This window comes from Vibrio sp. CJQ_6 (genome assembly GCF_043106745.1).
In the GTDB taxonomy this organism is placed as follows: domain Bacteria; phylum Pseudomonadota; class Gammaproteobacteria; order Enterobacterales; family Vibrionaceae; genus Vibrio; species Vibrio furnissii.
The window spans coordinates 138,101-158,371 of the sequence record NZ_JBICMV010000008.1; the positions used below are offsets into that span (position 1 = coordinate 138,101).

22 protein-coding genes are annotated in these 20,271 nt (G+C 52.4%); 11 read left to right on the top strand and 11 right to left on the bottom strand.

Annotated features, from left to right (window positions below):
- Window positions 1–115: 115 nt before the first annotated feature.
- Window positions 116–595, top strand: a complete 480-nt coding sequence (gene ybaK, locus ACF8PK_RS02850) for a Cys-tRNA(Pro) deacylase (protein WP_004724746.1) — start codon at window positions 116–118, stop codon at window positions 593–595.
- 88 nt (window positions 596–683) lie between these two features.
- Here the strand turns inward: ybaK and ACF8PK_RS02855 are convergent, their stop codons facing one another.
- Window positions 684–1,934: a uracil-xanthine permease family protein gene (locus ACF8PK_RS02855; RefSeq protein ID WP_004724744.1), complete on the bottom strand. Its 1,251-nt coding sequence runs from the start codon at window positions 1,932–1,934 to the stop codon at window positions 684–686.
- Window positions 1,935–2,154: 220 nt separating this feature from the next.
- Here ACF8PK_RS02855 and ACF8PK_RS02860 point away from each other — a divergent pair, with 220 nt between their 5' ends.
- Window positions 2,155–3,441 (top strand): DUF2066 domain-containing protein, encoded by a 1,287-nt coding sequence (locus tag ACF8PK_RS02860; RefSeq protein WP_392439999.1) that lies wholly within the window; start codon window positions 2,155–2,157, stop codon window positions 3,439–3,441.
- Window positions 3,442–3,529: 88 nt separating this feature from the next.
- Here ACF8PK_RS02860 and ACF8PK_RS02865 read toward each other — a convergent pair whose 3' ends face one another.
- The 4 genes from ACF8PK_RS02865 to ACF8PK_RS02880 are packed head-to-tail and all read right to left on the bottom strand — an operon-like array spanning window position 3,530 to window position 6,365.
- Entirely contained in the window at window positions 3,530–3,949 is a 420-nt protein-coding gene (locus ACF8PK_RS02865) for a DUF2069 domain-containing protein (protein WP_172562318.1), read from the bottom strand.
- An 8-nt stretch (window positions 3,950–3,957) separates the two neighbouring features.
- The gene (gene wrbA / locus ACF8PK_RS02870) at window positions 3,958–4,533 is read right to left on the bottom strand and encodes an NAD(P)H:quinone oxidoreductase (RefSeq protein ID WP_014204602.1); all 576 of its coding nucleotides are present in this window, start codon (window positions 4,531–4,533) and stop codon (window positions 3,958–3,960) included.
- Window positions 4,530–4,880: an arsenate reductase (glutaredoxin) gene (arsC, locus tag ACF8PK_RS02875; RefSeq protein ID WP_055465398.1), complete on the bottom strand. Its 351-nt coding sequence runs from the start codon at window positions 4,878–4,880 to the stop codon at window positions 4,530–4,532. Before arsC ends, wrbA begins: the two co-directional genes overlap by 4 nt.
- 24 nt (window positions 4,881–4,904) lie before the next feature.
- Entirely contained in the window at window positions 4,905–6,365 is a 1,461-nt protein-coding gene (locus tag ACF8PK_RS02880; protein WP_041942497.1) for a M48 family metallopeptidase, read from the bottom strand.
- Between the two features lie 267 nt (window positions 6,366–6,632).
- On the opposite strand from ACF8PK_RS02880, the gene ACF8PK_RS02885 reads away from it, so the two are divergent.
- The 3 genes from ACF8PK_RS02885 (at window position 6,633) to ACF8PK_RS02895 (ending at window position 10,009) form a co-directional block, all read left to right on the top strand.
- Window positions 6,633–6,869, top strand: a complete 237-nt coding sequence (locus ACF8PK_RS02885) for a sulfurtransferase TusA family protein (RefSeq protein WP_143680989.1) — start codon at window positions 6,633–6,635, stop codon at window positions 6,867–6,869.
- Entirely contained in the window at window positions 6,862–7,935 is a 1,074-nt protein-coding gene (locus ACF8PK_RS02890; RefSeq protein ID WP_014204605.1) for an AI-2E family transporter, read from the top strand. Before ACF8PK_RS02885 ends, ACF8PK_RS02890 begins: the two co-directional genes overlap by 8 nt.
- A gap of 202 nt (window positions 7,936–8,137) precedes the next feature.
- Window positions 8,138–10,009, top strand: coding sequence for a methyl-accepting chemotaxis protein (locus ACF8PK_RS02895; protein ID WP_014204606.1), 1,872 nt, complete (start codon window positions 8,138–8,140; stop codon window positions 10,007–10,009).
- A 122-nt stretch (window positions 10,010–10,131) separates the two neighbouring features.
- Here the strand turns inward: ACF8PK_RS02895 and bcp are convergent, their stop codons facing one another.
- Window positions 10,132–10,599, bottom strand: coding sequence for a thioredoxin-dependent thiol peroxidase (gene bcp / locus ACF8PK_RS02900; RefSeq protein WP_004724724.1), 468 nt, complete (start codon window positions 10,597–10,599; stop codon window positions 10,132–10,134).
- Between the two features lie 17 nt (window positions 10,600–10,616).
- Complete coding sequence (locus ACF8PK_RS02905; RefSeq protein ID WP_004724723.1) at window positions 10,617–11,159, bottom strand: glycine cleavage system protein R; 543 nt, start codon at window positions 11,157–11,159, stop codon at window positions 10,617–10,619.
- Window positions 11,160–11,439: 280 nt separating this feature from the next.
- Between ACF8PK_RS02905 and dapA the strand changes: the two genes are divergently transcribed.
- A complete protein-coding gene (gene dapA, locus ACF8PK_RS02910) occupies window positions 11,440–12,318 on the top strand; it encodes a 4-hydroxy-tetrahydrodipicolinate synthase (protein WP_004724721.1) in 879 nt (292 codons plus the stop codon).
- A 57-nt stretch (window positions 12,319–12,375) separates the two neighbouring features.
- On the top strand, window positions 12,376–13,410 hold the full coding sequence (bamC, locus tag ACF8PK_RS02915) for an outer membrane protein assembly factor BamC (protein WP_143678693.1): 1,035 nt from the start codon (window positions 12,376–12,378) through the stop codon (window positions 13,408–13,410).
- Window positions 13,411–13,441: 31 nt separating this feature from the next.
- Here the strand turns inward: bamC and ACF8PK_RS02920 are convergent, their stop codons facing one another.
- From ACF8PK_RS02920 to ACF8PK_RS02935, 4 genes are read right to left on the bottom strand one after another with little or no spacing between them, the layout of a single operon-like run.
- The gene (locus tag ACF8PK_RS02920) at window positions 13,442–13,642 is read right to left on the bottom strand and encodes a DUF2897 family protein (RefSeq protein ID WP_172475428.1); all 201 of its coding nucleotides are present in this window, start codon (window positions 13,640–13,642) and stop codon (window positions 13,442–13,444) included.
- Window positions 13,642–14,328, bottom strand: a complete 687-nt coding sequence (locus ACF8PK_RS02925; RefSeq protein ID WP_041942669.1) for a M15 family metallopeptidase — start codon at window positions 14,326–14,328, stop codon at window positions 13,642–13,644. Before ACF8PK_RS02925 ends, ACF8PK_RS02920 begins: the two co-directional genes overlap by 1 nt.
- Window positions 14,328–15,464, bottom strand: a complete 1,137-nt coding sequence (gene dapE, locus ACF8PK_RS02930; protein ID WP_392440005.1) for a succinyl-diaminopimelate desuccinylase — start codon at window positions 15,462–15,464, stop codon at window positions 14,328–14,330. Before dapE ends, ACF8PK_RS02925 begins: the two co-directional genes overlap by 1 nt.
- Before the next feature lie 32 nt (window positions 15,465–15,496).
- A complete protein-coding gene (locus tag ACF8PK_RS02935) occupies window positions 15,497–15,844 on the bottom strand; it encodes an ArsC family reductase (protein WP_143678699.1) in 348 nt (115 codons plus the stop codon).
- Between the two features lie 203 nt (window positions 15,845–16,047).
- On the opposite strand from ACF8PK_RS02935, the gene ACF8PK_RS02940 reads away from it, so the two are divergent.
- The 4 genes from ACF8PK_RS02940 (at window position 16,048) to galK (ending at window position 20,055) form a co-directional block, all read left to right on the top strand.
- The gene (locus ACF8PK_RS02940) at window positions 16,048–16,335 is read left to right on the top strand and encodes a helix-turn-helix domain-containing protein (protein ID WP_004724708.1); all 288 of its coding nucleotides are present in this window, start codon (window positions 16,048–16,050) and stop codon (window positions 16,333–16,335) included.
- Window positions 16,336–16,677: 342 nt separating this feature from the next.
- On the top strand, window positions 16,678–17,694 hold the full coding sequence (gene galE / locus ACF8PK_RS02945; RefSeq protein WP_392440007.1) for a UDP-glucose 4-epimerase GalE: 1,017 nt from the start codon (window positions 16,678–16,680) through the stop codon (window positions 17,692–17,694).
- A gap of 13 nt (window positions 17,695–17,707) precedes the next feature.
- Window positions 17,708–18,772 carry a UDP-glucose--hexose-1-phosphate uridylyltransferase gene (locus ACF8PK_RS02950; protein ID WP_004724703.1) on the top strand — a complete coding sequence of 355 codons (1,065 nt, stop codon included), beginning with the start codon at window positions 17,708–17,710 and terminating at the stop codon, window positions 18,770–18,772.
- A gap of 119 nt (window positions 18,773–18,891) precedes the next feature.
- Entirely contained in the window at window positions 18,892–20,055 is a 1,164-nt protein-coding gene (gene galK, locus ACF8PK_RS02955; RefSeq protein WP_014204613.1) for a galactokinase, read from the top strand.
- The last annotated feature ends 216 nt before the right edge of the window (window positions 20,056–20,271 follow it).

The following is a 20,271-nucleotide window of genomic DNA, read 5'->3' on the forward strand; positions in this document are numbered from 1 at the left end:
TATCAGGCGATGCGCGATGCGCGATGGCGCATCGCCTGTTTTTTTTATCTCAATGGTACGAATCACTATAAGCCCGCCCGGGTTTATCCTGATTGGTATAAAGGACCGATTCACCATGACTCCAGCGATTAACCTTGCGAAGAAAAAGAAAGTTTCCCACACCATCCATCAATACGAACACGATCCGAGCCACAGCAGCTACGGCTTAGAAGCCGCTCAGGCACTCGGCCAAGATCCGAAAACCGTATTCAAAACCTTGCTGTTTTGCCTCAATGGAGAAGAGAAGAATCTGGCGGTCGCGGTGATTCCGGTGGATCACAAATTGAATTTGAAACTGGCAGCCAAAGCGGCGCATGCCAAAAAGGCAGACATGGCAAACCCTGAGATCGCGCAGAAAACCACGGGTTATGTGGTGGGGGGCATTAGCCCACTGGGGCAGAAAAAAGCGCTGCCAACCTTCATTCACCTTAGTGCGTTGGAACTGCCAACGCTGTGTGTGAGCGCCGGTAAACGCGGGCTGGAAATCGAGCTGGCACCCAAGGATTTAGCCATGCTCACGCGCGCGCAGTTTGTCGATTTGTGCCAAGATGCCTAACGCGCAGGCGCAAACACCCCACATAAAAAAACGGCCTCATCAGAGGCCGTTTTGATCTTCAAGAACGAATCCGTTATTTGCGAACGAATCAGTGTTTGCCTTCTTCCATTTGCGCGTTATCCACGATGTGGTTTTCGCCCAAATCATTTGGCAAGACTAGGTTAAGAATAATCGCGACAATACCGCATAGGCTCACGCCTTGCAGGCTGAATTCGCCAATACCGAAAGCCATGCCGCCGATACCAAATACCAGCGTCACCGCCACGATCACGAGGTTACGTGATTTGTGTAGGTCGACGTTGTTTTTGATCAGCGTGTTGAGGCCCACGGTTGCAATCGAGCCAAACAGCAGAATCATGATGCCGCCCATGACTGGCACAGGAATGGTTTGTAGCAGTGCGCCCAGTTTACCCACCAGGGCCAGCACAATGGCAGTCACTGCTGCCCATGTCATGATTGCTGGGTTGAATGCTTTGGTCAGCATGACGGCACCGGTCACTTCACTGTAGGTGGTGTTTGGTGGCGCACCAAGGAATGTTGCCGCCATGGTGGCAACCCCGTCACCGGTGATGGTGCGGTGCAGGCCTGGTTTTTTGATGTAGTCTTTGCCGGTCACATTCGAGATCGCCAGCATATCGCCCACGTGTTCAACAGCGGGTGCAATGGCAACCGGAATCATGAACAGAATGGCGTTGATGTTGAATTCTGGGAAAGTAAAGTTTGGCAGTGCAAACCATGCCGCTTGTTGTACCGGCGCAAAGCTCACCACACCAAAGTAAAGCGACAAAGCGTAGCCCGATGCAATCCCACCACAAATGGGAACCAGCTTAAAGAAGCCTTTGGAGAACACACTCATCACGATGGTGACCAGCAGTGAAACGCATGAAATCCACAGGGCCGCATCGCCTGCGACCAGTTGCACCGAACCGTCCCCGGTTTTACCCAGAGCCATGTTGACTGCGGCTGGCGCAAGGCCCAAGCCGATCACCATGATCACCGGCCCTACCACCACAGGCGGCAGCAGTTTGTGGATGATTTCCACACCGCGCACTTTAATCACCGCACCCATAAGGATATAAACCGCACCGGCTGCCATCAATCCACCCATGGTTGCCGGAATACCCCAAGCTTGGATACCGTACATAATGGGAGCGATGAAAGCGAAAGAAGAAGCAAGAAAGATTGGAACGGAGCGACGGGTGATGATTTGGAAGAGGAGGGTGCCGGCACCAGCACCGAAAAGTGCGACGTTGGGATCAAGACCGGTTAACAACGGTACAAGAACCAGAGCACCAAATGCGACGAAAAGCATCTGTGCGCCTTGAATGGCATTTTTCATTGTATTTTCCCTGATACTGAACAAAATTCGCGGGATTCTATCACTTTTGCAAACGTTTGCCATTTAAACTGGATCAAAAAATGGATTATTTTTAGTTTACAGTGACGAAATAGCCAGCCACGAATTGGGGATTTTTTGACGCGATACTGGCGGCGTTTTCTTGCCCGAAATCGGATAGTTGCTTATCATCAACCTTCACAATTGAGGACCTAGGAACACTATGCGTTATTTAGCATTGTTGATGGCCGGGCTGATGAGTCTGCCGGCGCTTGCGCTGACGAAAGTCAATTTGTACCAAACAGAAGTCGTGATCGATGAGCAGCAGGACAATGCTGACGCCGCGGCCCGCATTGCGGGGATGCAACAAGTGATTGTGCGTGCGACCGGCGATAAAGAGTCGGTCAACAATGAGGTCATTCAAAAAGCGCTGCGTCAGAATTCGCAGTACTTGAATCAGATCAGCTATGCGCAGCAAGGCGATGCGAAAACCCTGCGCATGGGATTTAGTGGCCAACATATCCGTTCGCTACTGACTCAGGCGCAGTTGCCATTTTGGCCTGAAAATCGCGCCAACCTGTTGGTTTGGCTGGTGGAAGAGTCCAATTATGATCGCAGCATCACGTGGGAGCACGCCAATACGCCCCTACTGCGCCAGCTCAAAGCCAGCGCTCAATTACGTGGCCTGCCGCTTATTGTGCCTGTCGGTGATTTTGATGACATCACTGGGGTGCAAATTTCCGATCTGTGGGGCGGCTTTACGCAGCCGATCAGTTTGGCCAGCCAACGTTACCCAACTGATGCGGTGTTGGTGGTGCGTGCGCAAGGCTCGAATTTGCGTTGGACACTGTACGATCAAAACGCTGGCAACATGATTGCGGCGCCTAAAACGCCGATGAGCGGTCAGGCGTCGGGGCAAAATGCGGCCGCAGACATGGTGGATGAACTGAGTGATTACTACGCGCAGAAAGGCGCGGTGATGGTCAACAGCGAATCCTCGGAAGCGGTGCTGGCGTCGTTTACGCCGGTGAATGGCGCGGTGTCATTCTTTACGCTGGAAGACCGCCTCAAACGGTTAAGCTCGGTTGCGTCGTTGGATATTCTTAAAATTCAAGGCAATGAAGTGATTTTCAAAGTGCACTTGCTGGCGAGCGAAAGCCAGTTTCAGCAAGAAGTGCTGCGCATGGGCCGCGTGGTGACTCGCGAAGCGCCAGCGCCGCAGTTACAACGAGAACCATCGCTGATGCCCGCGGCGGAAACGCATGCTGTTGGCGTGGATGGCGTTGAAACGGACGGTGTAGAGACGGATGGTGCAGAGACAGGCGGTGTCGAAACGAATGCCATTGATAGCGAAGGGGCTGCCGCAGCGCCTGCACAAGCGGATGCCGCGTCATCGACGTCGGCGATTGATGTGCAACCAGTGCTGGCTACCGAGCCAAGCATTGATGCGCAGCCGGTGATGCCTGCTGAACCCGCGATCAACACGCTCTACTTTCAGTGGCAAGGGTAATTCGATTCTTGCAACATAAACCCTGCAACATGAAAAAAGCGCCGTTATGGCGCTTTTTTTTGTACGAGTGAGTGGCGAGAAAACGCGGTTACGACTTGTTGTCAAACCGAGCGCGTTCCTGCTTTTCCACTTCCGACAACTTGGTCAGTTTCAATCCCAGCTCTTTCCCGCGATGACGAGCATAAAGAATGTTGCCCATAAATGCCGCCAGCGTCAGCAATAGCTCAACCGCGGCCAACACGCGCTCACCATCATCAATGTACAAGAGGGTCAAGGCGTGAAGAAAATAGAACATCAAAATGAAATTGGCCCATGCATGCGTATACGGTTTGCCAGCTAAAATTCCCGGCAGCGGGAGCAGTAGCGGAATGAGCCACGCGATGGTCAACGTGAGTGGGTTAATGTGTGGATGGGGTGACAGTTCCAGTTGCCATAGGGCAATCCAGCCCAAGAGAGACAAGTTCCCGCCCAGCGCAAGCCAACGAAACAGCGTGGTGCGCGGCGACATATCGACGCTCATGATTTTTCCTTCAATTGGCTTGCCACGCGGGCAAGTCGTTTTCCTAAACTTTGTGCCAGTGTGCTTTCGTCACTGGTGATGCGATCGTTGTGTCCAGACACATGACTGGCCCCATACGGCGTGCCGCCTGAGGTGGTGGTGTGTAACGCCGGTTCCGAGTAGGGGATCCCCAGCACCAGCATGCCGTGGTGTAACAGCGGCATCATCATGGTTTGCTGTGTGGTTTCCTGACCGCCGTGCAGTGTGGATGAGGTGGTAAATACACATGCGGGTTTATCGATCAGATCGCCACTGAGCCACAACGGCGTGGTTTGATCCCAAAAGTGTTTCAACGGCGCGGCCATATTGCCAAACCACACCGGACTGCCCATTGCTAACCCATCACACTGACGCAGTTCTGTCAGTGTCAGCAGGGGGTCGTCGGCCAATCCAGCCTGTTCGGTCAATTCCGGCACGGTGCGCAGCAACGCTTCGCACCCCGGTACCGACTCAATGCCGCGCGCAATTTGGCGCGCCAAGGCTTGGGTGCCTCCATGGCGGCTGTAATACAGCACCACCAAACGACAACTCATAGAATATCCAGCACTTGTTCCGGTGGACGGCCGTGGCGCGCTTTGCCGTTTGCCACAACGATAGGGCGTTCGATCAGTTTGGGATTGGCCACCATGGCTTCAAACAGCGCATCGTCAGACAGGCTGGTATCAGCCAAGTTGAGCGTTTTGTAGATGTCTTCTTTGGTGCGCATCATGTCGCGCACTTGCGTCAGACCCAACTGTGCATAGAGTTCTTTCAGTTGCGCCACGCTCAGCGGCTCTTCAAGGTATTTGACGACCTGTGGTTGAATGTTTTTCTCTTCCAGTAAGGCCAGCGTTTCGCGGCTTTTTGAGCATCGAGGGTTGTGATAAATCACGACTGACATAATTCTTCCTTCATCATTATTTTGTTATTGGAGTGATAGGAAACGTTCACGCTGCACCATCAATTGGTCGATGCGAGCGTCATAACGTGCCTGTTCTAAACTGCCCAGTTTAGCTAACTGGCTGGCTTGGGTGTAAAACTGAATGGCTTTGTTCCAGTTGGCCCGTAGCGCAAAAATTTCGGCGCGCGCCGCCAAATCTTCCGCGCTGTTCCCCAAACGAATGTTGGCTTCAGATAAGAGCTGCCAGCCGTTGGTGTCGTTGGGGTTATCGTGGGTGTAGCGTTGCAGAATACGAATCGCGTCGCTGTACTTTTCTTCCTTCATCATCGCGTTGGCGTAGTTGATGGTCAGTACCGCGTTATTGGGTTTCTGTTTCAGCGCTGCGCTCAACAGCGCTTGCGCTTTTTGTGGACGGTCGGTGGCCAAATAAAGGTCAGACACCGCATCGAGATAGAAGCCGTTGACCGGATCGCTTTTGAGCAGCGCATTCAACAGTGGCTCAGCTTTATCGTACTGTTTGCTGTCGATGTAGACCAAGGCTTTGCCATATTCAAACGCTGGATGCAGTGACGGTTCGGCTTTTTTCTGCGTGCGGTTGAACCAGTCAAGCGCTGCATCACTGTCGATGCCCGCATAACGCGCCACGATGCGTGCGCGTGCCAAATGGTAGTTGAGCGACGGTTGCAAACGAACGGGCGTGTATTGCTGCGCGCGCTGGCGACTGTCGGTGATGCGATCTTCGGGCAATGGGTGCGTCAGCAACATCGGTGGCGGCTTACTGGCGTAACGGTATTCATCGGCCAAGCGGCCAAAAAAGCGCGGCATGGCGTTGACGTCAAATCCCGCTTTGGCCAGCGTGGCAATCCCAAATCGGTCGGCTTCTTTTTCATTGGCACGCGTGTAGTTGATTTGGCTTTGAATGTTCCCCGCGGTGGTGGCGGTAATGGCGGCAATCCCCGCTTCCGGGGCGGCAATAGCCAGCAACAGTGACCCGGCCAGCGCTGCGATCGTCGCTGGTGAGCGACGCGCTTGATCTTCCATACTGCGCGCGAGGTGGCGCTGGGTCACGTGCGCGATTTCGTGCGCCAGAACCGAGGCCAGTTCACTTTCCGATTGCGCATGCAAAAACAGCCCGGAGTGCAGCGCGACATATCCGCCAAAGAAGGCAAAGGCGTTGATGTCGCGGTCGCGAATCATAAAGAAGGTAAACGGGGTTTTGACATCGTCGGCATAAGCCACCAAACGATGCCCCAAAGAATCGATGTATTCGTTGAGTACCGGGTCATTGATAACAGGGCGACTGTTGCGCAGCATGCGCATGTACGCATCGCCATAGATGAGTTCCTGATCGATGGTCAGTGTGGAACCTGCGACGGTACCAATGCTGGGCAACTCGATGCTGTTGTCGGCGTAAGCCAAGGGCGGGGTCGCAAGTACCGCAGCCAAACAAAGGCTCACGAATGAACGAGTACGTTTAATTATCATGGTTTGAGGTGAGACTCCAAAATCATCTTCTACTTTACCTTGTAATCGAGCGTGATTGGCGAGGCCATCAACTTTGATTGGTCAACGCATCCGTTCGACTGTTAAGGTATAAGACATTACCTGACTGGATTGGTTTCCCGATCACCGAACAGACGCCCAGGTATAAGTAAGCAATGAATTGTAACGATTTTTAGCCGAAGCCAAATACTGGCACCCAGCGGAAAAGGCGATACAATGTTCCACCTATATTAAGGATTGAGCCGCAGAATGGAACCGAATATTCTCGATTTGCGTCAGCAGCGTTGCCCGATGGCGTTATTACTTGCGAAACGTCACACCGAGCGGTTGCAGAATGGCGAATCCATGACCATTTTGATTGTCGATCCCAGTGCCATACGCGATATCGAGTCTTATTTGCTGCGAAAGCAGTTTGCCTTTCAGTGTAAGACGTTCAATGATCATTTCTCTCTTCATGTCTTAAAGGAGACAGCGCCCCATGTTTGAAATGGTGAGTCGTTGGTATAAACGACGTTTCTCCGATCCCCATGCAGTCAGCCTTGTCGCTATTCTGTTTTTTGGCTTCATTACCATCTACTTCTTCGGTCACTTAATTGCCCCGTTGCTGGTGGCCATTGTGTTGGCATACTTGCTGGAATGGCCGGTGGTGCAATTGTGCCGTTGGAAAATTCCTCGGACCTTCGCGGTGATTTTGGTCATTGTGGCGTTTATCGGCGTGATGCTGTTTGCGGTGTTTGGGTTGGTGCCGACCATTTGGCAGCAAATTGTCAACTTGATTAACGACATTCCCAACATGTACACCGGATTGCAAAAATTCATCGCAACCTTGCCCGATCGCTACCCGGAATTGGCAAGCCTCGAAATCGTGGAACCCATCATGAACAATGCCAAGAACAAGGCGCTGAGTATGGGGGAATCGGTGGTGAAAGGGTCGTTGGCCTCACTGGTGAGCATTGCGACCTTAGCGGTGTATCTGATTCTGGTGCCGCTGCTGGTGTTCTTCTTGCTTAAAGATAAGCAGGAGATGCTGCGCATTGTACGCGGTGTATTGCCACGCAATCGCAAACTGGCGACCGAAGTGTGGCATGAAATGAATCAGCAAATCTCGAATTACATTCGCGGCAAAGTGCTGGAGATTTTAATTGTCGGGGGCGTGAGTTACGTCACTTTCGCCGTGCTGGAGTTACGTTACTCGGTGCTGCTGGCTGTCGCGGTCGGCTTCTCTGTCTTGATTCCATACATTGGGGCGGCCGTGGTGACGGTGCCTGTGGCCATTGTGGCGCTGTTCCAATGGGGCGTGACGCCCGAGTTTTACTACTTGCTGATTGCGTACGGCATCATTCAGGCACTAGATGGTAACGTGTTGGTGCCGGTGCTGTTCTCGGAAGCGGTGAACCTTCACCCCGTGGCGATCATCGTGGCGGTGCTGGTGTTTGGTGGCCTGTGGGGATTTTGGGGCGTGTTCTTTGCCATTCCGTTGGCCACTTTGGTTAAAGCCGTGTGGAAAGCACTACCGAGCATTGACGAAGAGCCGCCACAAACCAGCGCGTGAGCGCACAAAAATTGAATCGAATTGCCCTGTCACGTTGTGATGGGGCTTTTTTTTTGTGCATTTATGAAGCGAGTTCAAAATTATTGATTAAAATGTAGTTTAGGGGCTAAGACCTCTCAAGTTCCAATCTGGCTAGTCGATACAACAAGGAATAAGTATAAAAAAATTAAATGTGCTGAGAGTTTGCGAGTCGAGGGAAATTATGAGATTTAGCCAAAAGATTGTGGCTGCATCATCTGCGCTACTACTAATTGTGATTTTACTATTATCTATTCAACAACTGAGCACCGTGCGCTCGGAAGTGGAATCTCTGGTCAACAGTAGTCTGAAAGAGATGGTGGCCGGGGTGAAAAATACCATCACATCCGAAATGACCAGTAAGAAAGCACTGGCTCAGTCGATGACTGAGGTGCTGGAGCTGGATCCGGAAAACCGCACCTACGTGAAAAACGTGCTTGAGAAACCCAAGCTCAAAAGCAGTTTCCTTGCGGTGGGGTTAGGGTATGACTCAAATGGCACCGTGGTCGAAAATGATGACGGTTGGGAGCCGGGCGCCGATTACGACCCGCGTAAACGACCTTGGTTTGTGGATGCGAAACGCGTCGGCAAGCTGACCGTGACCGACCCGTACGTGGACGTTTCAACCAAGAAAACCATCATTTCGATTGGTACGCCCGTGTATGAAAATGGTCAATTCAAAGCGGCGATGTTCTACGACTTGGAGCTGACCAAGCTGGCGGAGTTGGTGAACTCCATCAACCTGTTTGATGCTGGTTATCTGTTTATCGTGACTGCTGATGGCACTACCATCGCGCACCCAGATACCAAAAACAACGGCCAGAAACTCGCGACCTATCTGCCCCAAGTACAACTCAAAGAGGGCACACAGCGCATCGACATTGATGGCAGTCCGTTTATGGTCAACTTTACGCTGGTGCCGAGTGAAAACTGGTACATCGGCGCCATCATCGATGAGTCGATTGCGTTTGCTGCGGTGTCTGACTTGCGCAACAGCTCGATTCTCTACACCGTGATTGGGTTGGTACTGAGTGTGATTGGCTTGAGCGTGCTGATCAAAGTGCTGATGCGCCCACTGGGCGCACTGAATGAAGCGATTCAAGATGTGGCGTCTGGTCAGGGCGATTTGACCAAGCGACTCAACACCAATACTGACAAAGAGTTTGCTGAATTGGCAAAAGGGTTCAACAGCTTCACGGAAACCTTGCAGCATCAGATCAAACAGTCGAAAGCCATCGGTGAAGAGATCATGCGTGGCGCTGAGCAAACCATGGGCACCGTGCACGGCTCTGCCGAAGCGATGCGCGCGCAGCTGCAAGAGCTGGAACAACTGGCAACGGCGATGCACGAAATGTCGGTGACGGCAACGGAAGTGGCGAACAATGCCCAAGGCGCGGCGTCAGCGGCTAAAGAGGCAGATGATGCCACCGTCGAGGGGTCACGCGTGGTGAGTGACACCACCGCGTCGATTGACCGTTTGTCGGCACACATCGAAATGGCCGTCGAAGAAGTGCGTGGCTTGGAATCGGCCACCGCCAATATCGAAACCATTTTGAAAGTGATCAACGACATCGCCGACCAAACCAACTTGCTGGCACTGAATGCGGCGATTGAAGCGGCACGTGCGGGCGAATCGGGTCGTGGCTTTGCTGTGGTAGCCGATGAAGTGCGCACGCTGGCCCAGCGCACGCAACAATCGACCACCGAAATTCGTAACATGATTGAGCAACTGCAAGCGGGCGCAAGCTCGGTGTCGGTCGCGATGAACGAAAGTAAATCGACTGCCGAAGATGCGGTTGAGAAATCGCAACTGGCGGATGCGGCGCTGCAACGGATCCGCAATGCAATTCAACAAATCAGTGATATGAATATGCAGATTGCCTCGGCGGCGGAAGAGCAAAGCTTGGTGGCAGAAGAGATCAACAACAACACGGTGAAGATCAAAGATTTGTCGACTCAGGTGTCAGAATCTGCGGAAGAAGCCAACATTGCGATGCAAGTTCAAACAGAAAACGTGCGTGAGCAAGATGCGATTCTCAACAAATTCGTGGTCTAATTCGGCGAACTTATAACGAAAAAGGCCAGTCATCGCGACTGGCCTTTTTGATTATTTATGCAAATTAATCATGGAATGCAAATGAATTAGGCCAGCTATCTCGCCGATTCCCGCAGCCATCATCACTTGCTGTTGAGGTAATCCAGCACCACTTCGTGGTGATCTTTGGTTTTGAATTTATCGAAGACGTGTTCAATCACCCCGTTTTCGTTAATCAGGAAACTGATGCGGTGCAGGCCATCGTACACTTTACCCATGAACTTTTTCTCGCCCCACACACCAAACTGTTCAGCGACCGCGTGGTCTTCGTCTGACAGCAGGGTAAAGTTCAGGTTGTCCCGTTCAATGAATTTGCCCAAACGTTTGACCGGGTCGATGCTCACGCCCAAGACCACCACGTTGTGCGCATCCAATTCACCTTTCACGTCGCGCATGCCTTGGGCTTGCACAGTGCAGCCCGGCGTCATCGCTTTGGGGTAAAAGTAAAACAGGATTTTTTTGCCGGCGAAATCAGACAGAGACACGGTCTTGCCGTCTTGATCGAGAAGAGAAAATGCCGGAGCTGGCGAACCTGCCTTGAGTGTATTCATGGTCCTTCCTTTCTGTTTTATTGACTGTTTTTAATGAAGTTAAGCGACCCATGTACGTCGTGCTCCTGACACATCGCATCAAACTCTTCTTGCAGCTGCATCAGATTGTAATCGCCATCGACGTGTGCGGTGATCGCGATTTGGAACTGGTTGGTTTCCCGCTCCAGTTTTTGCTTGTCGATGGTTTGCGCGCTGAGGGAGGCCATGCCGATGTTGCGAGCGGCAAAGAACTGGGTGAACTTTTCGGTCAGGCCCGGTTTGTCATCCGATTCGACATACACTTCCACGGTATAGGCGTTGGCTTGTTGAGCGTGTGGGGACGTGCGCTTCATCATGGTGATCAGATCTTGCTCTTGCCCCAAGAGTGGCAGCAGCGTTTCCACGCGGGTGATGCTGTTGGCATTGCCAGAGACCAGCATGATCAGCGTGAATTCATTTCCAAATAGCGCAATACGGCTGTCGATGATATTACAGCCTGCTTGCGTCACCAGTTTGACAACCTGATTGCAAATCCCTGGCCGGTCAGTACCCACGGCGGTGATCACCAAATGTTGAGTCATAGAGTCGCTTCGCTTAGTGTTTTTCGGCATGTTAACACAGTTGAAGTATAGAGAAAGCGCGAGAAAACGTCTTTTTATGCCTGTGTTTTCACAAAATCACGTATTGTTGACAAGGGGATTTGACAGGGGTGTATAACCCAGTGAGAAAAGGCAGAGTAGGCCTAACGTCTAACATCTGATAAATATTCACTCATAAGGGCTGTTTAAGCGAATTTCCCCCCTTGTGTTTTTCAAGCCCCATGCAGTACCATGCAAAAGTTATCAATCTAGGGAGATAGACATGTTTTCAGGAAGTATCGTCGCGTTAATTACACCTTTCAACCATGACGGTGAGGTTGACTATCTTAGCCTGAAGAAGCTGGTAGACTACCACATCGAAGCCGGTACTGACGCCATTGTTTCGGTAGGAACAACCGGTGAGTCATCCACACTCACTATCGAAGAGCATGTCAAAGTCGTTGAAAAGACGCTTGAATTTTCGGACGGCCGTATTCCTGTGATCGCCGGTACCGGCGCCAATGCGACCCATGAATCCGTGACGTTCAGCCGTCTGCTGAACAACACAGGTATCGCTGGTTATCTCAGCGTGACGCCTTACTACAACAAGCCGACGCAAGAAGGTTTGTTCCAGCACTACAAAGCGATTTCGCAAGAAACCGACATCCCTGTGATCCTTTACAACGTACCCGGCCGCACGGCGGTTGACCTGCATCCAGAAACGGTTGCACGTTTGGCGGAACTTAAAAGCATTGTGGCACTCAAAGATGCAACCGGTGATTTGAGCCGTGTAGCGCTGCACCGTGAACTGTGTGGCAACGACTTTGTGCTGCTGAGTGGCGATGATGCCACCGGTCTGGAATTTGTGAAGTTGGGTGGTCAAGGGGTGATTTCAGTCACGAACAACGTGGCCGCTGCCGATATGGCCAACATGATGCACTTAGCACTGGCTGGCAAATTTGAGGAAGCGGAAATCATCAACCAACGCCTGATGCCACTGCACAAAGGCTTGTTTATTGAGTCGAGCCCTATTCCTGTGAAATGGGCGGCGCATAAGCTGGGTCTGATTGCAGAAGGTGATCTACGTCTACCTTTAACGGAACTCTCTGAACAAGCGCGCCCACTTGTTGCCCAAGCAATGACAGAAGCCTGTATTTTATAAGGCGCTATCCATTACAATGCCGAGGTTTTCATGCCTCGGCAAATTTTAGGAGTTTCAATGAAGTTATCGCGCCAGCTAGTGGTTGGATCACTGGCTGTTTTGGTTTTGAGTGCCTGTTCAAGCTCTCCGACGCAACGCCGCCAAGCCAAAAATGATTTTAACTACCTGGATACAAAAGATTTTAAACCGTGGGTTTTGCCGCAAGACGCCACCCCGCAGTTTTATCCTGATTACGATATTCCCCAAGGTGATTTTAACGGTGGCATCGGCCCAGTGGTTGACATTCGTCCGCCGCAGCAAGTGCTGGAGCTGATCCCGGGCGCGCGCGCTGAACGTCAAAATGGCGAAGTCACTTTGTGGATGATCCGTAAAGACGAAGCAGACAAAGTGTGGCAAATCGCCAACACCATGATGCAAGAGCGCAACATCAAAGCCGTGCAATCTAATGCCAACCACGTCGAAACCGACTGGGTGACTTGGGTGTCGGAAGATGAAGATATGGAAATTGGCAGCCGCTACGAATTGAGTCGCGTGGAAGCCAACAACCGTTACGGATTTAAGATCTCGTTGATTGATTGGCGTGAAGGCGGCAAACAAAAGCCGGTGACCGCGACCAACAAAGAGCGTTACAACGCGTTTATGACCAACTTGGTGACGTCTCGCTACGATCAAGATGTGCGTGCAGAAGCGGCGCGTAAAGCGCAAGAGCTGGTGAAACAGATTCCAATTACGATGGGCTCTGACCGCAGCGGCTTCCCGGTGATCATCGCGCGGACGCCTTACGACATTCTGTGGCAACGTCTGCCAGACTTGCTGCCGAAGATGGGCTTCAAGATTGAAGAACGTAACCAGTCGCAAGGCACCATGAAAGCCAAGTACGCTTCACCGGATGACGAATTCTGGAATGAGATTGGCGTGAAACCGATGAACCTGAATTCAGGAACCTACACCTTCCTGTTTGGTGATTTGGGGAACCGGACATCAATCAACGTCACCAACTCAGCGGGTAAACCGGTTGAGGAAGAGCTACTGAAAGAGATGGTGCCTGTATTGGCCGCTATCGTGGATGAGCGCAAACCGACTCAGCAATAAGCGAGTCGGCTTGCACAGAAAAAAGGGACGCTTAGCGTCCCTTTTTGTTTGTCTCTTCTTCCGCAGCTGACGAACGGTGCTTTTGATCCAGCTCGTTAAGCTTATCGAGATCGCTCTTTTTCCCTTTCATTCCCAGTTTCATGGTGGCGGTGTGTTTCAATGCGGCAATGTTGCCGACAAACACACACACGATGATGAGGGTGATCACCCAAGGGTTAAACAGAAAATCGATCATACGCGGTCTCCTCGGCTGATCTGAGTCATGTAGTGTGTGTAGATCTGGCGCAATTCTCGCTGCACCGTCGGCTTTCCTAACAACGGCGCAAAGGCCAATTGCTGGGCCAATATTGGCAACGTCAGTTCAGTCAGGCATTGCTCGCTGGTGGCACGATGGCTGATGTGCCACGGTTCAAAGGCCACGCCAGAACCGGTTGACTGATACGGGAAGAAGAACCCAAAGCGGGCGAGGTTGGCTTTCAACCATTCATAGAATGGGCGTTGATGCGCCTCAAGATACTCCCATGGTTCCAATTGCAACCCTTGGTCGGGCGGCAGCGCGCTGCGATCAAAGACGTCAAAGTCGGTGCCCCAATGATGGCGGCTGCCACCGGGCAGTGCAGACCAGCGCAAAATCGCGTGCACTTTGTCGGCTTCGGACCAATGCGTGGTGTCGAGCGGCTGACTGTTGGCATCCAAAATCGCGGTTTCGCCCGCCATCTTTCGATTCCAAATCGCCAGTTGGCGTTCGAACGGACGAAAGCCGCTGGCAATGTTGAACACAAAACCGGCCGCATCCGCGGCCTGCTTCAGGGCCAGCAAATCGGCGGTGACCTGTGGGTGGACCAGAAAAGCTTTCTGGCCCACCATCACTTCAACAAGATGCGACTCGGTTTGTCCGGTCAGCTGCTCGGGTGTCATCATTGGACGAGTAAATTCTCCAGCGTTTTTTGGTACATGTCGGTCAGTTTTTCTAGGTCGGCAATATTCACGCACTCGTTCACTTTGTGAATGGTGGCGTTGACCGGCCCCAGCTCAACCACTTGCGCTCCCATTTGCGCGATAAAGCGCCCGTCAGATGTGCCGCCGGTGGTCAGCAGTTGTGGCTCTTGGTGATTCACTTCACCCACGGCTTTCACCACCGCATCGAGCAGCGCGCCAGTGTCGGTGAGGAAAGGATGGCCGCTGAGCGTCCATTTCAGATCGTATTCCAGACCATGCGCATCCAGCGTGGAGTGCACGCGGCGTTTGATGTCTTCATCGGTCAGCTCGGTGCTGAAACGGAAGTTAAACTGCACATGAAACTCGCCCGGAATCACGTTAGACGCGCCCGTGCCAGCTTGCAGGTTCGGGATCTGAAAACTGGTTGGCGGAAAATATTCGTTGCCTTCATCCCATGTGGTGGACGCAAGTTCAGCCAATGCAGGCAGGGCTTGATGCACTGGGTTGTTGGCGAGATGCGGGTAAGCCACGTGACCTTGCACGCCTTTCACCGTCAAATCACCAGTGATGGAGCCGCGACGGCCATTTTTCACCACATCGCCGACTGCGCGAGTGCTGGACGGTTCGCCCACCACACACATGTCGATGATCTCATTGCGTGCCATCAGCGTGTCCACCACGCGTGTGGTGCCGTTGATAAATGGGCCTTCCTCATCGGAGGTAATCAAAAAGGCAATCGAGCCCGTGTGGTTCGGATGCTCGGCAACAAAGCGCTCCACCGCAACCACCATACACGCCAGCGAGCCTTTCATGTCGGCCGCGCCGCGACCATGCAAATGGTCATCAATCACAGTCGGTTCAAACGGGGGGGTGTGCCATTGGGTGAGCGGGCCTGCAGGCACCACATCGGTATGACCGGCAAATGCAAACAGCGGTGCTTGTGTGCCAAGACGCGCCCAGAAGTTGGTGGTGTCTTCAAACACCATCATTTCGATTTCAAATCCAAGCGCTTGGAGACGCTCAATCATCAAGTCTTGGCAACCGGCATCGACCGGTGTCACTGATTGGCGGCTGATTAAATCTTTTGCGAGAGCCAGTACAGGGCTGTCTGTCATCCTTGAAATCCTTGTAGTCAGAGAAACGTCTATTAAGAGAAAAGAGCAGCGTATTGCTCGGCTTTAAAGCCCAAATGAAGCTCGCCGTTCACGCGCAGCACGGGGCGTTTGATCATCGCCGGTTGCTCAACCAGCAGCGTGATGGCGGTGTCGCCATTGAGGCTATCTTTCTGCGCTTGAGTCAATTGGCGGAATGTGGTGCCCCGTTTATTGAGCACATTTTCCCACCCTAAGACCTGGCAAAATTCGCTCACCAGCGTGGCATCGACGCCGTCTTTGCGGTAGTCGTGAAACTGGTAATCAACGCCTTGCGCTTCCAGCCACTTGCGGGCTTTTTTCATCGTGTCGCAGTTGGGGATGCCGTAGAGGGTGATGGTCATAAAAATCCTTTAAATGCTGCTTATTGTGGTGTTTGCCAAATCCTAACAGGAAGCCTCTCATCTGACAAAAGTGTGATGCGGATATTTTACTGAATAAAAAAAAACTTCTGCGGTTGACTAGGATTAGAGAGTTATTGATCGAACTCAACAAACTTACTGGCAAAACAGAAATAATGAGCCTTGCACAGATTAGGAGGTAATCAATGGAATTGAGTCCTGTTTTTGCAAGGCGCCTTTATTTAGCCTTGCTTGTTGAAAGTCTGGAACGCCCCAATGTTCCCAAGTTAATCGAGAAAACGGGCTGGCCTCGTCGTACTATTCAGGACGTTCTCAAAGCCCTACCGGGCATCGGTATTGAACTGATGTTTGTTCAGGATGGCCGCCGCCATAACGATGGCTACTACCAGTTATCAGACTGGGGGCCGTTTGACAGTCAATGGGTACTTGACCGCAAAGGTGATATCGCGGCAAGTCTAGGATTTAGTGCATAACCAAGCCAGCCTGTGCTGGCTTTTTTCTCTTCTATGAACCACCTTCTCTGAAGGTGGTGATCGTGTCTCTCACGGCCAATCCTTTTTTCTTCGTTTTTCCAGCCGATTCGTCAGCGAATCGGCTGCTCTTGCTGGGTGATCGTTGCGTTTGATTGTAATTGGAAACGTTTACCCTGATTCATTTTTTTTATCGCGGCTTGAATTATTTGGTCATGTACGGCGTAGTTTTATTGCGGTGATAACTTGTGGAAACGTTTTCACTTTGAGAGTGTAGTCACAGAAGTGAGCCTTGGGCTACTGATAGACTCATTGCAAATCAAATCAGCGGAGAGGTGACGACAGGTGGAGATTTTGATCACTGGCGGTATGGGCTACATCGGTAGCCACACATGTGTGCAGATGATTGCAGCGGGGATGACCCCGATCATGGTCGACAACTTGTGCAATGCGAAAGCCGAAGTGCTCAATCGTATTGAAGCGCTCACGGGCATGCGTCCGGCGTTTTATCAAGGTGACATTCGTGATGAAGCATTTCTCGATAGCGTGTTTGCACAGCATCACGTCCAAGCCGTGATTCATTTCGCCGGTCTAAAAGCGGTGGGCGAGTCGGTCAGCAAACCGATTGAGTACTACGACAACAACGTCAACGGCACCTTGGTGCTGGTGCGCAGCATGCGCAAAGCGGGGGTGAAAAGTTTGGTGTTCAGTTCATCGGCGACCGTGTATGGCGACCCACAAACGGTACCGATTACCGAAACCTCTCCAACGGGCGCGACCACCAACCCGTACGGTCGCAGCAAATATATGGTGGAGCAGTGCTTGTCGGATTTAGTGGTTGCAGCACCTGAATGGAGCATCACGCTGCTGCGCTACTTCAACCCGGTTGGCGCGCATCCGTCGGGCACCATGGGCGAAGATCCCCAAGGCATTCCCAATAACCTGATGCCGTTTATTGCCCAAGTGGCGGTTGGTCGCCGGGAAAAACTAGCGGTCTTTGGTAACGACTATCCAACGCCGGATGGCACGGGCGTTCGCGATTACGTTCATGTGATGGATTTGGCCGACGGTCACATCGCCGCACTGCAAGCGGTGGGAGAGAAAGCCGGACTGCACATCTACAATTTGGGCACGGGCAAAGGCTCAAGCGTGCTGGACATGGTTCACGCGTTCAGCGATGCGTGTGGCAAACCGATCGCGTACGACATCTGTCCTCGTCGTCCGGGGGACATCGCCGAGTGCTGGGCCAGCACCGAAAAAGCCCAACGTGAATTGGGCTGGCAAGCCAAACGGAGCTTGGCGGACATGACCGCCGACACGTGGCGTTGGCAATCCCACAACCCACTGGGCTATGACGAGTAAACGAGGTAACCCCATGGCAACGATTGAATTTAATCCGGTGGATCATCCCCACCGCCGTTATAACCCACTGACCGACCAATGGGTGCTGGTCTCTCCGCATCGCGCTAAACGCCCTTGGAGTGGTCAGGATGAAACGCCGTCGACCGCCCAACTGCCGAGCTATGAACCGCACTGCTTCTTGTGTCCGGGGAACACGCGCGTGTCTGGCGATGTGAACCCGAACTACACCGGCACCTATGTGTTTAACAACGATTTTGCGGCATTGATGGCCGATTCACCTGATGCGCCGCCCTCCACCAATCCGCTGTTTAAAATTCAGGGCGTGCGCGGGTTGAGCCGAGTGATCTGTTTTTCACCGGATCACAGCAAAACCTTGCCTGAGCTGCCAGTCGCCAACATTCGGGGCGTGATTGACACGTGGAATGAACAGATTGAAGCACTGGGCCAAGAGTACGTTTGGGTGCAAGCTTTCGAAAACAAAGGCGAAACCATGGGCTGCTCTCAGCCGCACCCGCATGGTCAAATTTGGGCCAACAGCTTTCTACCCAACGAAATTGAACGCAAAAACAAACATTTGAAAGCGTATTTTGATCAGCAAGGTAGCAACCTGCTGGTGGATTACGTGCAGGCGGAACTGGCCGATGGGGCACGCACCGTGGTTGAAACCGAGCATTGGTTGGCCGTGGTGCCGTACTGGGCTGCGTGGCCCTTTGAAACCATGCTACTGCCCAAAACACACATTCGCCGCATGAGCGAGCTCAGTGACGCACAGCGTGACGACTTGGCCTTGGCGATCAAAAAACTGACCAGTCGTTACGATAACTTGTTCCAGTGCTCGTTCCCATATTCCATGGGTTGGCATTACGCGCCGTTCTTTGACGATGGGCGCGACATTGACCATTGGCAACTGCACGCGCTGTTCTATCCGCCGTTGCTACGTAGCGCAAGCGTGCGCAAGTTTATGGTGGGCTATGAGATGCTGGCCGAAACCCAGCGCGATTTAACGCCGGAGCAGGCAGCGCAACGTCTGCGTGAACTGAGCGATGTTCACTACAAAGAACGTGCAGATGACCAATAAACGCGGATCATCAATCACCGCTGGTCACTAATAACAGCTATTACCAATAACAGCTATCACCAATAACAAGAAGGGTGCCGATGCATTGGCACCTTTCAAAAAATATGATGGGAAGTCCTATGTCTGATCTAATTCAACACGTGATTCATTCATTTGAACAAGTGCTGGGGTTTGCACCGAGCCATGTCATTCAAGCACCGGGTCGCGTTAACCTGATTGGTGAACACACCGATTACAACGACGGCTTTGTGTTGCCGTGTGCGATTAACTACCAAACCGTGGTGGCCGCGTCGAAACGCGATGACAATCGTGTGCGCATCATTGCCGTCGATTACGCCAACGCGCAGGACGAATTTTCTCTCGATGCACCGATTGAGTTTCAAGCCGATAAAATGTGGGCCAACTACATTCGCGGCGTGGTGAAGTTTTTGCTTGAGCGCGGTTACACGCTGGGCGGCGCAAACATCGCGGTGAGCGGTAACGTACCGCAAGGCGCTGGCCTGAGTTCATCAGCAGCGTTGGAAGTGGTCATCGGTCAGACATTCAAAGCGCTGTTTTCGCTTGCGATCAGTCAAGCTGAAATTGCCCTCAATGGGCAGCAGGCTGAGAACCAATTTGTGGGGTGCAATTGCGGCATCATGGATCAACTGATTTCTGCCGAAGGGCAGGCGAATCATGCGCTGTTGATCGACTGCCGTAGTCTCGAAACACAAGCTGTCTCCATGCCCGAAGACATGGCGATTGTCATCATCAACTCGAACAAAAAACGCGGGTTGGTGGACAGCGAATACAACACCCGTCGTCAGCAGTGTGAAGAAGCGGCGCAGATTTTTGGTGTGAAAGCGCTTCGTGATGTGACGATCGAGACGTTTGAACGTCGCCAAGCGGAATTGCCCGAGTTGGTGGCCAAACGGGCGCGTCATGTGATCACGGAAAATGACCGGACGTTAGCCGCGGCACAAGCGCTGCGAGCCAACGACATGACGACCTTGGGTCAGTTGATGGCAGCGTCTCACGCTTCCATGCGTGATGATTTTGAGATTACGGTCAAAGAGATTGATACCTTGGTCGATATCGTCAAACAGGTGATTGGTGATCAAGGCGGCGTGCGCATGACTGGCGGCGGTTTTGGTGGCTGTGTGGTCGCCTTGATGCCGCCTGCCTTGGTGGCGCCTGTGACCGCTGCGATTGAGCAGCAGTATCAAGCGGCGACCGGACTCAAAGAAACCATTTACGTGTGTCAGGCCAAAGATGGTGCCGGACTCGTCAACGCATTCGAGTGAGTCTCACTTGAATGGCGATCGTGAGCAGTCTGCGGGCATTGATTGATGCGCGCGGCACGATGCCATTTTCCCATGGCAATCGAAAGTGTCAGAGGTGAGCGACTGGTCAAGGATTCCGCCAGAACGCTCAAGCCGATTTATGCTTGGGGGAGTGATATTTCGGTGCGGCTTTCGTGTTGCCTATGGGGATCTTTTCCCGTAATGCGGGCAAGTGAA

Bases quoted from the DNA above. Each gene is read 5' to 3' on its own strand.
- ybaK (WP_004724746.1), top strand. From the start codon at position 116: ATGACTCCAGCGATTAACCTTGCGAAGAAAAAGAAAGTTTCCCACACC.
- ACF8PK_RS02855 (WP_004724744.1), bottom strand. From the start codon at position 1,934: ATGAAAAATGCCATTCAAGGCGCACAGATGCTTTTCGTCGCATTTGGT.
- ACF8PK_RS02860 (WP_392439999.1), top strand. From the start codon at position 2,155: ATGCGTTATTTAGCATTGTTGATGGCCGGGCTGATGAGTCTGCCGGCG.
- ACF8PK_RS02865 (WP_172562318.1), bottom strand. From the start codon at position 3,949: ATGTCGCCGCGCACCACGCTGTTTCGTTGGCTTGCGCTGGGCGGGAAC.
- wrbA (WP_014204602.1), bottom strand. From the start codon at position 4,533: ATGAGTTGTCGTTTGGTGGTGCTGTATTACAGCCGCCATGGAGGCACC.
- arsC (WP_055465398.1), bottom strand. From the start codon at position 4,880: ATGTCAGTCGTGATTTATCACAACCCTCGATGCTCAAAAAGCCGCGAA.
- ACF8PK_RS02880 (WP_041942497.1), bottom strand. From the start codon at position 6,365: ATGATAATTAAACGTACTCGTTCATTCGTGAGCCTTTGTTTGGCTGCG.
- ACF8PK_RS02885 (WP_143680989.1), top strand. From the start codon at position 6,633: ATGGAACCGAATATTCTCGATTTGCGTCAGCAGCGTTGCCCGATGGCG.
- ACF8PK_RS02890 (WP_014204605.1), top strand. From the start codon at position 6,862: ATGTTTGAAATGGTGAGTCGTTGGTATAAACGACGTTTCTCCGATCCC.
- ACF8PK_RS02895 (WP_014204606.1), top strand. From the start codon at position 8,138: ATGAGATTTAGCCAAAAGATTGTGGCTGCATCATCTGCGCTACTACTA.
- bcp (WP_004724724.1), bottom strand. From the start codon at position 10,599: ATGAATACACTCAAGGCAGGTTCGCCAGCTCCGGCATTTTCTCTTCTC.
- ACF8PK_RS02905 (WP_004724723.1), bottom strand. From the start codon at position 11,159: ATGACTCAACATTTGGTGATCACCGCCGTGGGTACTGACCGGCCAGGG.
- dapA (WP_004724721.1), top strand. From the start codon at position 11,440: ATGTTTTCAGGAAGTATCGTCGCGTTAATTACACCTTTCAACCATGAC.
- bamC (WP_143678693.1), top strand. From the start codon at position 12,376: ATGAAGTTATCGCGCCAGCTAGTGGTTGGATCACTGGCTGTTTTGGTT.
- ACF8PK_RS02925 (WP_041942669.1), bottom strand. From the start codon at position 14,328: ATGACACCCGAGCAGCTGACCGGACAAACCGAGTCGCATCTTGTTGAA.
- dapE (WP_392440005.1), bottom strand. From the start codon at position 15,464: ATGACAGACAGCCCTGTACTGGCTCTCGCAAAAGATTTAATCAGCCGC.
- ACF8PK_RS02935 (WP_143678699.1), bottom strand. From the start codon at position 15,844: ATGACCATCACCCTCTACGGCATCCCCAACTGCGACACGATGAAAAAA.
- ACF8PK_RS02940 (WP_004724708.1), top strand. From the start codon at position 16,048: ATGGAATTGAGTCCTGTTTTTGCAAGGCGCCTTTATTTAGCCTTGCTT.
- ACF8PK_RS02950 (WP_004724703.1), top strand. From the start codon at position 17,708: ATGGCAACGATTGAATTTAATCCGGTGGATCATCCCCACCGCCGTTAT.
- galK (WP_014204613.1), top strand. From the start codon at position 18,892: ATGTCTGATCTAATTCAACACGTGATTCATTCATTTGAACAAGTGCTG.